Origin of the sequence: Pseudomonas sp. 29, from assembly GCF_002754355.1 — a bacterium.
Lineage (GTDB): Bacteria > Pseudomonadota > Gammaproteobacteria > Pseudomonadales > Pseudomonadaceae > Aquipseudomonas > Aquipseudomonas neuropathica.
Map to the genome: position 1 here is coordinate 6,061,704 of NZ_PEEY01000001.1, position 12,393 is coordinate 6,074,096.

The window sequence follows — 12,393 nt, forward strand, 5'->3', positions numbered from 1 at the left end:
TTCGCGAGCAAGCTCGCTCCCACAGGGGAATGTATTTCAAATGTGGGAGCGAGCTTGCTCGCGAAGGTCGCCGCACCAGCAAATTCCTCACCCTGAAATGCAAAAAGCCCCGTCACATGGACAGGGCTTTTCAGGTTGCAGCAGCGTTTTAGAACACAACACCCTGACTACGCAGGTAGTCATCGTAGGTGCCGCTGAAGTCAGTCACGCCATCCGGGCTCAGCTCGATGATGCGTGTGGCCAGGGACGATACGAACTCACGGTCGTGGCTGACGAAGATCAGCGTGCCCGGGTAGTTTTCCAGCGCCAGGTTCAGCGCCTCGATCGATTCCATGTCCAAGTGGTTGGTCGGTTCGTCCATGATCAGCACGTTCGGCTTTTGCAGGATCAGCTTGCCGAACAGCATGCGACCTTGCTCACCACCGGAAATCACTTTGACCGACTTGAGGATTTCGTCGTTGGAGAACAGCATGCGCCCCAAAGTGCCGCGAATCATCTGTTCGCCCTGAGTCCACTGACCCATCCAGTCGAACAGCGTGACGTCGTCTTCGAAGTCGTGCGCGTGATCCTGGGCGTAGTAGCCCAGTTCGGCCGCGTCGGTCCACTTGATGCTGCCGGCGTCCGGGGTCAGTTCGTTGACCAGGGTGCGCAGCAGGGTGGTTTTTCCGATACCGTTCGGGCCGATGATCGCCACGCGCTCGCCGGCTTCAACCTGGAAGCTGAAGTCTTTGAACAGTGGTTTGCCGTCGAAGCCTTTGGCCATTTTTTCGACGATGACCGCCTGGCGGTGCAGCTTCTTGTTCTGATCGAAGCGGATGAACGGGCTCACGCGGCTCGAAGGCTTGACCTCGGCCAGCTGGATCTTGTCGATCGCCTTGGCGCGGGAAGTAGCCTGCTTGGCTTTCGAGGCGTTGGCCGAGAAGCGGCTGACGAACGATTGCAGCTCGGAAATCTGCGCTTTCTTCTTGGCGTTGTCCGACAGCAGTTGCTCGCGGGACTGGGTCGCCACGGTCATGTACTCGTCGTAGTTGCCCGGGAACAGACGCAGCTCGCCGTAATCCAGGTCAGCCATGTGCGTGCACACGCTGTTCAGGAAGTGACGGTCGTGAGAGATGATGATCATCAGGCTGTTGCGCTGGGTCAGCACGTTTTCCAGCCAGCGAATGGTGTTGATGTCCAAGTGGTTGGTCGGTTCGTCGAGCAACAGCACTTCCGGATCGGAGAACAGCGCCTGCGCCAGCAATACGCGCAGTTTCCAGCCTGGCGAGACTTCGCTCATCGGGCCGAAGTGCTGCTCGATGCCGATGCCCAGGCCCAGCAACAGTTCGCCGGCACGGGATTCGGCAGTGTAGCCGTCCATCTCGGCGAATTCGGTTTCCAGCTCGGCCACGGCCATGCCGTCTTCTTCGCTCATTTCCGGCAGCGAGTAGATGCGGTCGCGCTCGGCCTTGACCTTCCACAGCTCTTCGTGACCCATGATCACGGTGTCGATCACGGTGAATTCTTCGTAGGCGAACTGGTCCTGGCGCAATTTACCCAGACGTACGTTCGGCTCGAGCATGACCTGACCGCCGGACGGGTCGAGGTCGCCGCCGAGGATTTTCATGAAGGTCGACTTGCCGCAACCGTTGGCGCCGATCAGACCGTAGCGGTTGCCCGCGCCGAATTTGACCGAAACGTTTTCGAAGAGCGGCTTGGCGCCGAACTGCATCGTGATGTTAGCTGTAGAGATCAAGAGTTTTTCCTGCGAAGCATTCTGAGTAGCGAGGGTGCGGCTGGAGCGCTTGGCCCGAGTCAAAGTGCGCTGAAGCGGGGAAGTCCCGTCATCAACCAAGGGGGGCGCGTAAAGTTTGGCGGCGATTGTACTGGTCTGGCTCTTTAAACGATAGGGCGATCACGCCACGATCGCCGATTGGCACCTGCGCGGGACAGTTTTTCACAGATGAACGCTCACCTTTGGCGACAAACTGTGGCTAAAATGCCACCTTTCACCGAGCGTCCGGTTACGGCGCGGGCCAAGGACGAGCCATGTGTATTCAGACCACTGCATGAGACGCTGGGCCTCAGGCCGCCAGGCGCGCAGTTTGTTCACTTCTGACGTGTGACGATTTCCGTGAAACTCATCATTGCTGCTATTTATGTCATTTCCATTGCATACGTTCATCTGCGTGGGCGTGTGCGACACAAACTCGGTCGACAACTGAGCGACCATTCGACGTTTCTTGCGCCGATCAACTGCTTCCTTTATCTGTTTTCGAAAAAACCGAACAAGCCGTACCTGGACCCTAGCGAGTTTCCTGACTTGAGCCCGTTGCAGGCGCACTGGGAAGAAATCCGTGAGGAGGGGCAGAACCTGCTGCGTGCCGGCGAGATCAAGCGCTCCAACCAGTACGACGATGTCGGTTTCAACTCGTTCTTCAAAAGCGGCTGGAAGCGGTTTTATCTGAAGTGGTACGGCGAGAGCCATCCGTCGGCCATGAAGCTGTGCCCGCGCACCACCGAATTGGTGCAGAGCATTGGTTCGATCAAGGCCGCGATGTTTGCCGAGTTGCCCCCGGGTTCGAAACTGGTCCGTCACCGCGATCCGTATGCTGGTTCCTATCGCTATCACCTGGGCCTGGACACGCCGAACGATGCCGGCTGCTACATCAACGTCGACGGTGAGAACTACCATTGGCGCGATGGTGAAGCGGTGATGTTCGACGAGACGTTTATTCATTACGCCGAAAACACCACCGACAAGAACCGCATCATCCTGTTCTGCGATATTGAACGGCCGATGAAATACCGCTGGGCCGCCGCGTTCAACGCCTGGTTCAGCCGCACGGTGATGTCGGCGGCGGGCGCACCGAACGATGCCAGCGACCGCACGGGCGGGATCAACCGCTTGTTTACCCGAATCTACAAGATTCGTCTGCGTGGCAAAGAGCTGAAAAAGCGCAATCGCAAGCGTTACTACATGGAAAAGTGGGCGATCTTCGGTGGTTTGCTCGCGGTATTCATTCTGATCTAAATTCAAGACAAACGCTGCTGACGCCATCGCGAGCAGGCTCACTCCTACATTTGAAATGCGTTCCCTGTAGGAGTGAGCCTGCTCGCGATGACGATCTCAAGGGCAACCAATCACTATCAGGAAGCCTTCTTGGTCTTCTTCGCCGGCGCAGATTTCGCCGTTTTCTCTGCTTTCGCTTTCGGCTTCGCCACCGCTTTCCCGCCCAGGCTGCGTTTAAGCAGTTCGGTCAGGTCGATAACATCGGCCGTCTTACGCTCTTCTTCGCCGCCCACCGTCTCAACATCCTCGATCTTGCCTTCATGGGCCTTTTTCTCGACCAGGGCCATGATCTTGTCTTCAAATTCATCCTTGTAGTCTTCGGGCTTCCAGTCGGCGCTCATGTCCTGCACCAGCCGTTTGGCCATGTCCAGTTCACCCTTGGCCAACTGCGGCTTGGTCACTTCGCTGCCCAGTTCCAACTCATCGAGACCGCGTACCTCCTGCGGCCAGCGCAGTTTCACCAGTACCAGCGCAGATTCCAGCGGCATTAACGCCGCGAGGTATTGGCGCGTATGCAAGACCACGCGGGCGAGGGCGACCTTGTTGGTTTTGCTCAGGGTTTCACGCAGTAACGCGTAGACCTTGCCACCGCGTTTGTCCGGCGCCAGATAGTAGGGCGTGTCGATGTTTTGCAGGGGAATCTGATCGGCGTCGACAAACGAGAATATGTCGATGGTCTGCGTTGAAACAGGGTGTGCCGAGCGGATCTCTTCTTCGCTGAGCACCACATATCGGCCTTTTTCGTAGGCCACACCTTTGACAATGTGTTCCTTGGTAACTTCTTTGCCGGTGACCTTGTTTACCCGTTTATAGCCAACGGGATCCATGCTGCGGCTGTCGAGCCAATCGAAATCCACGCCCTGCGACGAGGTCGCCGAGACCAGTGCGACAGGGATGTGCACCAGTCCAAAACTGATTGCGCCTTTCCAGATTGCCCGAGCCATGGTGAGTTCTCCGAGTGATGATCGGATGACCAGCGGCCACGGCTGAAAGTTTCCCCGGGATGCGCGGGTTGCCAGCCACTTGGTCAAGCCGTGTTACATGTTGTTTAAGCCTGACGGGTTAACAAATCCGAACCCTCGGCGTAGCGTGGACTCGAAGGCTCTATCCCACGCCCATCGAGAGGCAGCGTCATGAACCGAATTCTGCTTGGCATCGTCGTCCTTGCCCTCAGTGGCGGGCTGGTTCATGCCGACATGCTGTTGGCGCAAACCCCCACCGGTAACAGCAATAACCCCTACAACAGCCCGATCCGCCGGGCCAATCCGAACAGCATGCAGGGCACTCAGCCCAGCGCTCCCCCCATTCGGGGGCCGAACACCGTACCAACGCCGCGTCAGCCTACGGTCGAGAACCGGGGCATTGGCAACGGCCAGCCGATCCGTTCGGTGCCGAGCACACCCCCCACGTTCATTCCCAACCCACCTTCGCGCGGCGGAGACAGCAATCGTTGAGCGGCAGGACTGAAGTTCTGTCGGCCCTTGAAACGAACAAAAGGAATCGTGCATGTTGCGTAAAACCCTTCTAGCCACACTGTGGGCCGGTGCGCTGATCAGTGCTCCGGCCTTTGCCGCCGCGCCCAAAGAGCTGCAAAGCGAACAGGGCACCCTCGAAGTCACGACCATCACCGCAGACCTTGAGCATCCATGGGCGCTGGCGTTTCTGCCGGATCGCCAAGGCATGCTGGTCACTGAGCGTCCCGGCAATCTGCGCGTGGTGGCGGCAGACGGCACGCTGTCGGCGCCGATCTCCGGTGTACCGCAGGTCTGGGCCAAGGGGCAGGGCGGGTTACTGGATGTCGCGCTGTCGCCGGACTTCAAACAGGATCGTCTGGTCTATCTGTCCTATGCCGAAGGCGGCGGAGCCGGCGACAAGGCTGGCACCGCCGTAGGGCGCGGGCGGCTTGCGGATGACCTGAAGACGTTGAAGGATTTCAAAGTGATCTTTCGCCAGGAGCCGAAGCTTTCGGTCGGCAATCACTTTGGCTCGCGGCTGGTGTTTGATCGCGACGGTTATCTGTTCATTACCTTGGGCGAGAACAACGACCGGCCGACTGCGCAGGATCTCGACAAGCTGCAAGGCAAGGTCGTGCGCATCTACCCCGACGGCAAGGTGCCGGACGACAACCCCTTTGTCGGCCAGTCCGGCGTTCGCCCGGAAATCTGGGCCTACGGCGTGCGCAATCCGCAGGGCGCGGCGCTCAATCCATGGACTGGCACGGTATGGGAGAACGAGCACGGCCCGCGCGGTGGCGACGAAGTGAACATCATCGAACGCGGCAAGAACTATGGCTGGCCACTGGCGACTCACGGCATCAATTACTCGATGCAGCCGATTCCGGAAGCCCAGGGCAAAACGGCCGAAGGCACCGTCGCGCCGCATCATGTGTGGGAGAAATCGCCGGGCGTTACCGGCATGACGTTTTACGATGCCGATCGCTTTAAACCGTGGCAACACAATGCGTTTATCGGGGCACTGGTGAGTCAAGAACTGATCCGCTTGCAGTTCGATGGCGACAAGGTCGTGCATGAGGAGCGTTTGCTCGGCGAACTCAAGCAGCGGATTCGTGATGTGCGGCAAGGGCCGGATGGTTATTTGTATGTGCTGACGGATGAAGAGAACGGCTCGCTATACAAAGTTGGCCTGAAGCCGACACCTTGACGGGTAGGCCCCTGTATGAGCTGCCGCAGGCTGCGATTTTTTGATCTTGATCTTCACAACAAAATCAAAAGATCGCAGCCTTCGGCATCTCCTACATGTGGAGGCTTACGTTTCGCGGGAATACAACACCACCGCCGCACGCAATTTACCCCGGCCAAACCGGCACATCTTCTCGAACTCGCCATGACTCACCGGCACATGCTGGCAGTCCATGGCTTGGCGATGCTGGCTGTGATCGACATCCGGGTCATGCAGGTAAACGAAATCCTCGTCGCAATCGGTGACGATCACCCAATGCGGCGACTTCGAGCGGGTCAGTCGATAGCTGCTGATCAACACCATCGGCTGCCCGCCGGCATCCAGCAAGCGCGGCAGATCCAGCGACGCACCGATCACACACTCGACATCGGTCTCCTGCAATTGCGCCGTGAACTCTTCGTGTACCAGGCGCATGACGTCTTTTTTATGCGCATCCCGCACTCCATCGAGGAATAACGGCCCGCTCATGCTCAACGCCATACGCACGCGAAAGCCCCGACGCCACGCCGCCAACGCCAATCCCTGCGGACTGCACCCGCCGTGGCCGGAGGTCATGAACACCGTGGTCGCTTCCCGCCAGATCTGCAATTCTTCGCGCCGCTCCAATAAACGTTCCGATTGCAATGCGCCCATGGCCATCAACAGGCACGCCGGGCCACAGGTGAAATCGGTGGTTTGCGGGTAGTAAGGGACCTTGATGCTGCGCGAGTCGCGGTGCTGGAGAATGCGTTTCTCCAAGCGCAGCGCGTCGGCGTGGTCTTCGTAGTAATCGTGAATCAGTGCAAAGCGCCGGTAGCCATTGCGTTCATACAGGGCAATGGCCGCAGGGTTGTCGATGCGCACCTCCAGCCGCAGATAGGCACAATCATGCTCCAGCGCCATCGCTTCGATGCGTTGCAGCAGTTGCTTGCTCAGACCGGTTCCTCGCGCTTCAACGGCCAGTGCAATGGAATACAGCCGCGCGAGCGAAGTGCCGCGATGAAACAACACCAACGCATAACCCAACAATTGACCGTCGCACTCCGCCACCAGCAACTGCCCGTGAGCACGGGTGATCATCCACTGAAAGCTGCGACTGGTGAGCCGGTCTGTGGTGAAACATTGCATTTCCAGTGCCAGCAGCGCCGGCAAGTCTTCAACTACCGCCAAACGAAAAACAGCCTTCATATGACCACCGTAAAAGTTGCGTAACGAAACGAGACTTTCAAAAAACTTCGTGCTTAATAGAAAAGGTCTTGTTCTCCAACGGATCAATCTCTATGTCAGCGGTACAGGGTCATTGGCGCGAAGTATCCGAGCAAAGTTTGCCGGCGGCAACTTATTTAAGTTCGGCGATTAAGGCATCCAGCCAAGTGTTGATTATTGTCGAGCGCAAGGAAGACTGGGCTTCATACTTCCCCAGTGAAGACATCCTGACGGCGCAGGAATACCTCGAGCACAGCTGTGACAGCGAGCCGGGCAAGCGTGTGCAGGTGATCAATCTGTGCCGCAGCTACAAGTATCTCGGTCATGGCTACTACTGCTCGTTGCTGGCCGAAGCGCGGGGGCACAAGGTGATTCCCTCCGTGCGCACCATCAGTGAACTGACGAAAAAATCACTGTATGGCCTGGCGCTGGATGACCTCGATAAAACGCTCGAGAATGCCCTCAGTCATCATCTCTACAGTGATACCGAAGGGTTTACCCTGACCCTGTATTTCGGTCGGACACATATCGAGCCATTACAGGATCTGGCGCGGCAATTGTTTGAAGTGTTTCCCTGCCCGATATTGTTAGTTGAGTTCCGTCGAACTAATGGTTGGCACATCGAAGGTATAAAGTCCGGCGCTCTGCACAAGTTGCGCGATGATCAGGAAGATCAGTTCGCCAACGCGCTGGACGGGTTCAGCCGTAAAGTCTGGCGGGTGCCGCGCTCGCCGCAAGTGGCACGCTATGATCTGGCGATATTGCACGATCCGCAGGAGGCGTTGCCGCCGTCCAATGCCAAGGCACTGGCGAATTTCGTCCGGGTCGGCAAAGGCATGGGCATCGACGTCGAACTGATTGAACGCAAGGATTACGCACGTCTGGCCGAGTACGACGGTTTGCTGATCCGTGAAACCACCAGCGTCGACAACCACACTTATCGCTTCGCCAAGAAGGCCGAAAGTGAAGGATTGGTGGTGATGGATGACCCGACGTCGATTCTGCGTTGCACCAACAAGGTCTACCTGACTGATTTGCTCAATAGCCATCAACTGGGCATGCCCGCCACCGAAATCCTCTACAAAGAGCGACCCGAAGACTTCGAGCGTGTGGGCGAGCGCCTTGGCTTTCCGCTGGTATTGAAGATCCCTGACGGCTGTTTTTCCCGTGGCGTGATCAAGGTCGAAAGCCAGCAGGCTTTGCTGGAGGCGACCGCCGAACTGTTCGAACACTCGGTGTTGCTGCTGGCGCAGGAGTTTTTCTACACCGAATACGATTGGCGCATTGGCGTGCTCAATCGCAAACCGATCTTCGCCTGCCAGTACTTTATGTCCAAGGGCCACTGGCAAATCTACAATCACAAAGCCAAGGGTCAGGACGTCAACGGCGAATGCCGGACCATGGCGATCCACGAGGCGCCGCGCGCGGTGGTGGAGCTGGCGGTAAAAACCGCAAACCTCATCGGCGACGGCCTCTACGGCGTCGATCTGAAACAAGCCGGCGACAAGGTGGTGGTGATCGAAGTCAACGACAACCCCAACCTCGACGCCGGCATCGAAGACGCCTATTTGCACGACGATCTGTACGCACTGGTGCTGGAGGAGTTCGTGCGCCGCCTGGAGCTGAAGCGTCGCGGTCAGGCGTGGTGAGGCGCCGATGATCAACAGCTTCGCACTGAGCCACGGCGCCCTGCAGCGGGTCGAACGACTGGATGCCGAGGTGATGCTGTTCAGCAACCCCGATGCTGCCGAACGCGACTTGCTGCACAGTCATTTCAAGGTCGATGAGCATGCACTGGCGTCAGCGCTGGACCCGGACGAGGTGTCGCGCATCGAGTTCCATCCCGACCATTTGTTTCTGATATGGAAACGCCCGGAAAACTATTCCGGCGGTGGCAGTCTGGCGTTTGAAGTGTCGTCCTGCGGGCTACTGTTCGCGCCCGGGCAACTGCTGGTGATCGCTACCGACGACACGCCGCTGCACGGCCTCGGTACCCGCCAGCCGTTGAACACGCCGCTGGATGTGTTGCTCGACTTGCTGTTCAACAACATCCATCACTACCTCGGGCACTTGAAGGTGATCAAACTGGTCGCCCGCGAACTGCAGCAGAAATTCAACGCCTCGATGCAAAACCAGCATCTGGTGCAGATGTTCAACCTCAGCGAAAGCCTGATCTATTACATCAACGCGTTGCACAGCAACGGCGCGGTCCTCACGCGCCTGCGCAACCATGCCGAGAAGCAGCATTTCGCCAGTGAAGCGCTTGGTCTGATCGACGACCTGATCATCGAGAACAACCAGTGCTACAAGCAGGCGGAAATCTACTCGACGGTGTTTTCCGGGCTGATCGATGCGCGTGGCAACCTGATGAACAACAGCATGAACAACCTGCTGCGCAAACTGACATTGATCAACGTGGTGTTTCTGCCGTTGAACCTGATTGCGAGTATTGGCGGCATGTCGGAGTTCAGCATGATGACGGCAGGGACGCCGTGGTGGATTTCCTATCCGGCATTTCTGGCGGTGATGCTGATGGGGGCGGGGGGGATGTTGTTTGGGTTGCGGCGTTTGGCCAGATGATTTGTAGTGACTGATCGGACGTCTTCGCGAGCAGGCTCGCTCCCACAGTGGGAATGCATTTCAACAGGGTGGGAGCGAGCCTGCTCGCGAAGAAGCCGGCACAGGCAAAGTAAAACTCAGGACAGTCCCGCATTTGGCCGAACCGCCACTGTGATGCCTTGTTATAGTTCGGGCCTCATTTTCAGCCCGGTAAAGGATCACTGCCATGACTCAATACTCCGCCTTCAGTGTCGAACTGGCCGACAACATCGCCCATGTGCAGATCAATCGCCCGGAAAAGATCAACGCGATGAACGCGGCGTTCTGGAGCGAGATCGTCGAGATATTCCAGTGGATCGACGACACCGACGAAGTGCGCGTGGTGGTCCTCAGCGGCAACGGTAAACACTTTTCCTCGGGCATTGATCTGATGATGCTCGCCGGCGTCGCCAATGAACTGGGCAAGGACGTCGGCCGCAACGCGCGCCTGCTGCGCCGCAAGATCCTCACCCTGCAAGCCTCGTTCAACGCCGTCGACAACTGCCGCAAACCGGTGCTTGCCGCTATTCAGGGGTATTGCCTCGGTGGCGCGATTGACCTGATCGCGGCCTGCGACATGCGTTACGCCGCTGAAGACGCACAATTCTCGATCAAGGAAATCGATATCGGCATGGCCGCCGATGTTGGCACTTTGCAACGGTTGCCACGGATCATCGGTGACGGCATGCTGCGTGAACTGGCTTACACCGGTCGCACTTTCGGCGCTGACGAGGCGCGCAGCATTGGCCTGGTCAACCGCGTCTACAGCGACAAGGACGCGCTGCTCGAAGGCGTGTTGGACATCGCTCGCGAGATCGCTTCGAAATCGCCGATCGCGGTTACCGGCACCAAGGAAATGATCAGCTACATGCGCGACCATCGTATCGACGACGGTCTCGAATACGTTGCCACCTGGAACGCCGCCATGTTGCAATCCACCGACTTGCGCGTGGCCATGGCCGCCCATATGAGCAAACAGAAACCCGAATTTCTGGATTGAGAAACCATGACATCTCGCTGGACCACAGCAGTACTGGACACCGATCAACCCGGCGGCTGGGCCGTGGCGCGCAGCCCGGAAGGCTTTCTGTTCGATGACAACGGCGCACTGTTCCCCCGGGAATGGCTCAAGCGTCAGGACTTGTCGGTCCTCGCCGAGCACGGCATTGGCCATCTCGACGGTGAGCCGGTGTACTTGCTGGAACTGCACAGTGCCAGTGAGGTGCCGGGTTGTAACTGGAAAGGCCTGCGGGCGTTCATGCTCGATGGCGAGCACACGATCTACAAAGTCCTCGGTTACGCCGCACAGATCGGTACGTGGGCGCGCGAGCATCGTTTCTGCGGTAATTGCGGCCAGGCGATGACGCAGGTACCGCGCGAGCGGGCGATGTATTGCCAGCCGTGCGATCTGCGCAGTTACCCGCGGATTTCACCGAGCATGATCGTACTGATTACCCGTGGCGACGAGATTCTGTTGGCGCGCTCACCGCGATTCGTCACCGGGGTCTACAGCACGCTGGCCGGATTCGCTGAACCCGGCGAGTCGGCCGAGGATTGCCTGATTCGTGAAGTGCGCGAAGAAGTGCAGATCGAGGTGCAGAACATTCAGTACATGGGCAGCCAGTGCTGGCCGTTCCCGCATTCGATGATGCTCGGCTTCCATGCCGAATACGCCGGTGGCGAGATTGTCTGTCAGGAAGACGAGATCGAAGACGCCCAGTGGTTCAACGTGCACGACTTGCCGCCGTTGCCGGCGTCAAAGTCGATTGCCCGTTACCTGATCGACGTCTACGTGGCGCGACGCTTAGGCCACGCTGAACCAGTGCTGCCAGGCTAGGCGCACGGTCAAACCCAGCACCACGGTGATGAACACCGGGCGAATGAACTTGGCGCCGCCGCTGATCGCGGTGCGCGCGCCAAAGAACGCGCCGACCATCACCGACAAGCCCATGCTCAGGCCGATGATCCAGTCCACCTGCCCGGAAAACACGAACACCGACAGCGCCGCAATGTTGCTGACGAAGTTCATGCTGCGCGCCACGCCGCTAGCCTTGACCAGATCGATCGGGTAGAGCAGCAGGCTGCTCACTGTCCAGAACGCGCCCGTACCGGGGCCGGCCACGCCGTCATAGAAACCGAGGCTGAAGCCTTGGCTCAATTGCCATTTCTTTTTGATCGGCGCGTCGCTGTCCAGCGGCGCTTTCGGTGTGCCGCCGAACAACAGGTACAGGCCGCAGGCAAACACAATCACCGGGAGCATCTTGTTCAGCCATTCCGCCGGCAGGTAATGCGCGACGATGGCGCCGGCCAGGGCGCCGACCAGTGTGCCGACGATGGCGTGGGTCCACTGACGCGGGTGGAACAGCTTGCGTTTGTAGAAGGTGAAACTGGCAGTGGCCGAGCCGAACGTCGAACTGAGTTTGTTGGTGCCGAGCACCAGATGCGGCGGCAGGCCAGCGGTCAGCAGGGCGGGCGTGGTCAGCAGGCCGCCACCGCCGGCGATGGCATCGATGAAACCGGCAATGAAAGCGACAAAGGCCAGAATGGCGAGGGTGGTGAGGTCAACGCTGAGTTCGAAAGGCATGGAATCGGCTTATTCGGCAGGGCGCAGATCTGGCTGCGGGGAGGGCGGTCATGTTACCTGCATCCAACTGTTGCGGCGACCCGTCTGACGCCTTCGCGAGCAAGCTCGCTCCCACAGTTTTTGCGGTGTCCACAAAATCAATATTCACTACAAACCACTGTGGGAGCGAGCTTGCTCGCGAAGGCGGCTTCCCAGCCACTGCATAACCTACTGTTGCACACTCAACACCCAGCCAACAAAATCCCCTATAAAAAACATCTGAATAACCGGGAAG

At 58.4% G+C, this 12,393-nt stretch carries 11 protein-coding genes; 7 read left to right on the forward strand and 4 right to left on the reverse strand.

What is annotated here, in order from left to right; genetic code table 11:
* Window positions 1-148: 148 nt before the first annotated feature.
* Window positions 149-1,735: an ABC-F family ATPase gene (locus CLU80_RS28200; RefSeq protein ID WP_007914779.1), complete on the reverse strand. Its 1,587-nt coding sequence runs from the start codon at window positions 1,733-1,735 to the stop codon at window positions 149-151.
* A gap of 378 nt (window positions 1,736-2,113) precedes the next feature.
* Between CLU80_RS28200 and lpxO the strand changes: the two genes are divergently transcribed.
* Window positions 2,114-3,013, forward strand: a complete 900-nt coding sequence (gene lpxO / locus CLU80_RS28205) for a lipid A hydroxylase LpxO (protein ID WP_099759425.1) — start codon at window positions 2,114-2,116, stop codon at window positions 3,011-3,013.
* Between the two features lie 116 nt (window positions 3,014-3,129).
* On the opposite strand, the gene ku is transcribed toward lpxO, so the two are convergent.
* Window positions 3,130-3,996 carry a non-homologous end joining protein Ku gene (gene ku, locus CLU80_RS28210; RefSeq protein ID WP_095048876.1) on the reverse strand — a complete coding sequence of 289 codons (867 nt, stop codon included), beginning with the start codon at window positions 3,994-3,996 and terminating at the stop codon, window positions 3,130-3,132.
* 189 nt (window positions 3,997-4,185) lie between these two features.
* Between ku and CLU80_RS28215 the strand changes: the two genes are divergently transcribed.
* Both CLU80_RS28215 and CLU80_RS28220 read left to right on the forward strand, forming a co-directional pair.
* Window positions 4,186-4,506: a hypothetical protein gene (locus tag CLU80_RS28215; protein WP_099759090.1), complete on the forward strand. Its 321-nt coding sequence runs from the start codon at window positions 4,186-4,188 to the stop codon at window positions 4,504-4,506.
* 52 nt (window positions 4,507-4,558) lie between these two features.
* Window positions 4,559-5,713, forward strand: a complete 1,155-nt coding sequence (locus tag CLU80_RS28220; protein WP_099759091.1) for a PQQ-dependent sugar dehydrogenase — start codon at window positions 4,559-4,561, stop codon at window positions 5,711-5,713.
* Between the two features lie 105 nt (window positions 5,714-5,818).
* Here the strand turns inward: CLU80_RS28220 and CLU80_RS28225 are convergent, their stop codons facing one another.
* Complete coding sequence (locus CLU80_RS28225; protein WP_099759092.1) at window positions 5,819-6,919, reverse strand: peptidase C39 family protein; 1,101 nt, start codon at window positions 6,917-6,919, stop codon at window positions 5,819-5,821.
* 92 nt (window positions 6,920-7,011) lie between these two features.
* Between CLU80_RS28225 and CLU80_RS28230 the strand changes: the two genes are divergently transcribed.
* From CLU80_RS28230 to nudC, 4 genes are all read left to right on the forward strand, one after another.
* A complete protein-coding gene (locus tag CLU80_RS28230; protein ID WP_099759093.1) occupies window positions 7,012-8,586 on the forward strand; it encodes a RimK family ATP-grasp domain-containing protein in 1,575 nt (524 codons plus the stop codon).
* 7 nt (window positions 8,587-8,593) lie between these two features.
* Window positions 8,594-9,517, forward strand: coding sequence for a magnesium transporter CorA family protein (locus tag CLU80_RS28235; RefSeq protein ID WP_099759094.1), 924 nt, complete (start codon window positions 8,594-8,596; stop codon window positions 9,515-9,517).
* 205 nt (window positions 9,518-9,722) lie between these two features.
* Window positions 9,723-10,535 (forward strand): crotonase/enoyl-CoA hydratase family protein, encoded by an 813-nt coding sequence (locus CLU80_RS28240; RefSeq protein WP_095048882.1) that lies wholly within the window; start codon window positions 9,723-9,725, stop codon window positions 10,533-10,535.
* A 6-nt stretch (window positions 10,536-10,541) separates the two neighbouring features.
* A complete protein-coding gene (nudC, locus tag CLU80_RS28245) occupies window positions 10,542-11,372 on the forward strand; it encodes an NAD(+) diphosphatase (protein ID WP_099759095.1) in 831 nt (276 codons plus the stop codon).
* Here the strand turns inward: nudC and CLU80_RS28250 are convergent.
* The gene (locus CLU80_RS28250; RefSeq protein WP_099759096.1) at window positions 11,340-12,119 is read right to left on the reverse strand and encodes a TSUP family transporter; all 780 of its coding nucleotides are present in this window, start codon (window positions 12,117-12,119) and stop codon (window positions 11,340-11,342) included. The two genes, nudC and CLU80_RS28250, sit on opposite strands and share 33 nt — an antisense overlap.
* Between the last annotated feature and the right edge of the window lie 274 nt (window positions 12,120-12,393).

Excerpts from the sequence above, each read along its gene's own strand:
- ku (WP_095048876.1), bottom strand. The coding sequence starts at position 3,996 with ATGGCTCGGGCAATCTGGAAAGGCGCAATCAGTTTTGGACTGGTGCAC.
- CLU80_RS28215 (WP_099759090.1), top strand. The coding sequence starts at position 4,186 with ATGAACCGAATTCTGCTTGGCATCGTCGTCCTTGCCCTCAGTGGCGGG.
- CLU80_RS28220 (WP_099759091.1), top strand. The coding sequence starts at position 4,559 with ATGTTGCGTAAAACCCTTCTAGCCACACTGTGGGCCGGTGCGCTGATC.
- CLU80_RS28225 (WP_099759092.1), bottom strand. The coding sequence starts at position 6,919 with ATGAAGGCTGTTTTTCGTTTGGCGGTAGTTGAAGACTTGCCGGCGCTG.
- CLU80_RS28230 (WP_099759093.1), top strand. The coding sequence starts at position 7,012 with ATGTCAGCGGTACAGGGTCATTGGCGCGAAGTATCCGAGCAAAGTTTG.
- CLU80_RS28235 (WP_099759094.1), top strand. The coding sequence starts at position 8,594 with ATGATCAACAGCTTCGCACTGAGCCACGGCGCCCTGCAGCGGGTCGAA.
- CLU80_RS28240 (WP_095048882.1), top strand. The coding sequence starts at position 9,723 with ATGACTCAATACTCCGCCTTCAGTGTCGAACTGGCCGACAACATCGCC.
- nudC (WP_099759095.1), top strand. The coding sequence starts at position 10,542 with ATGACATCTCGCTGGACCACAGCAGTACTGGACACCGATCAACCCGGC.
- CLU80_RS28250 (WP_099759096.1), bottom strand. The coding sequence starts at position 12,119 with ATGCCTTTCGAACTCAGCGTTGACCTCACCACCCTCGCCATTCTGGCC.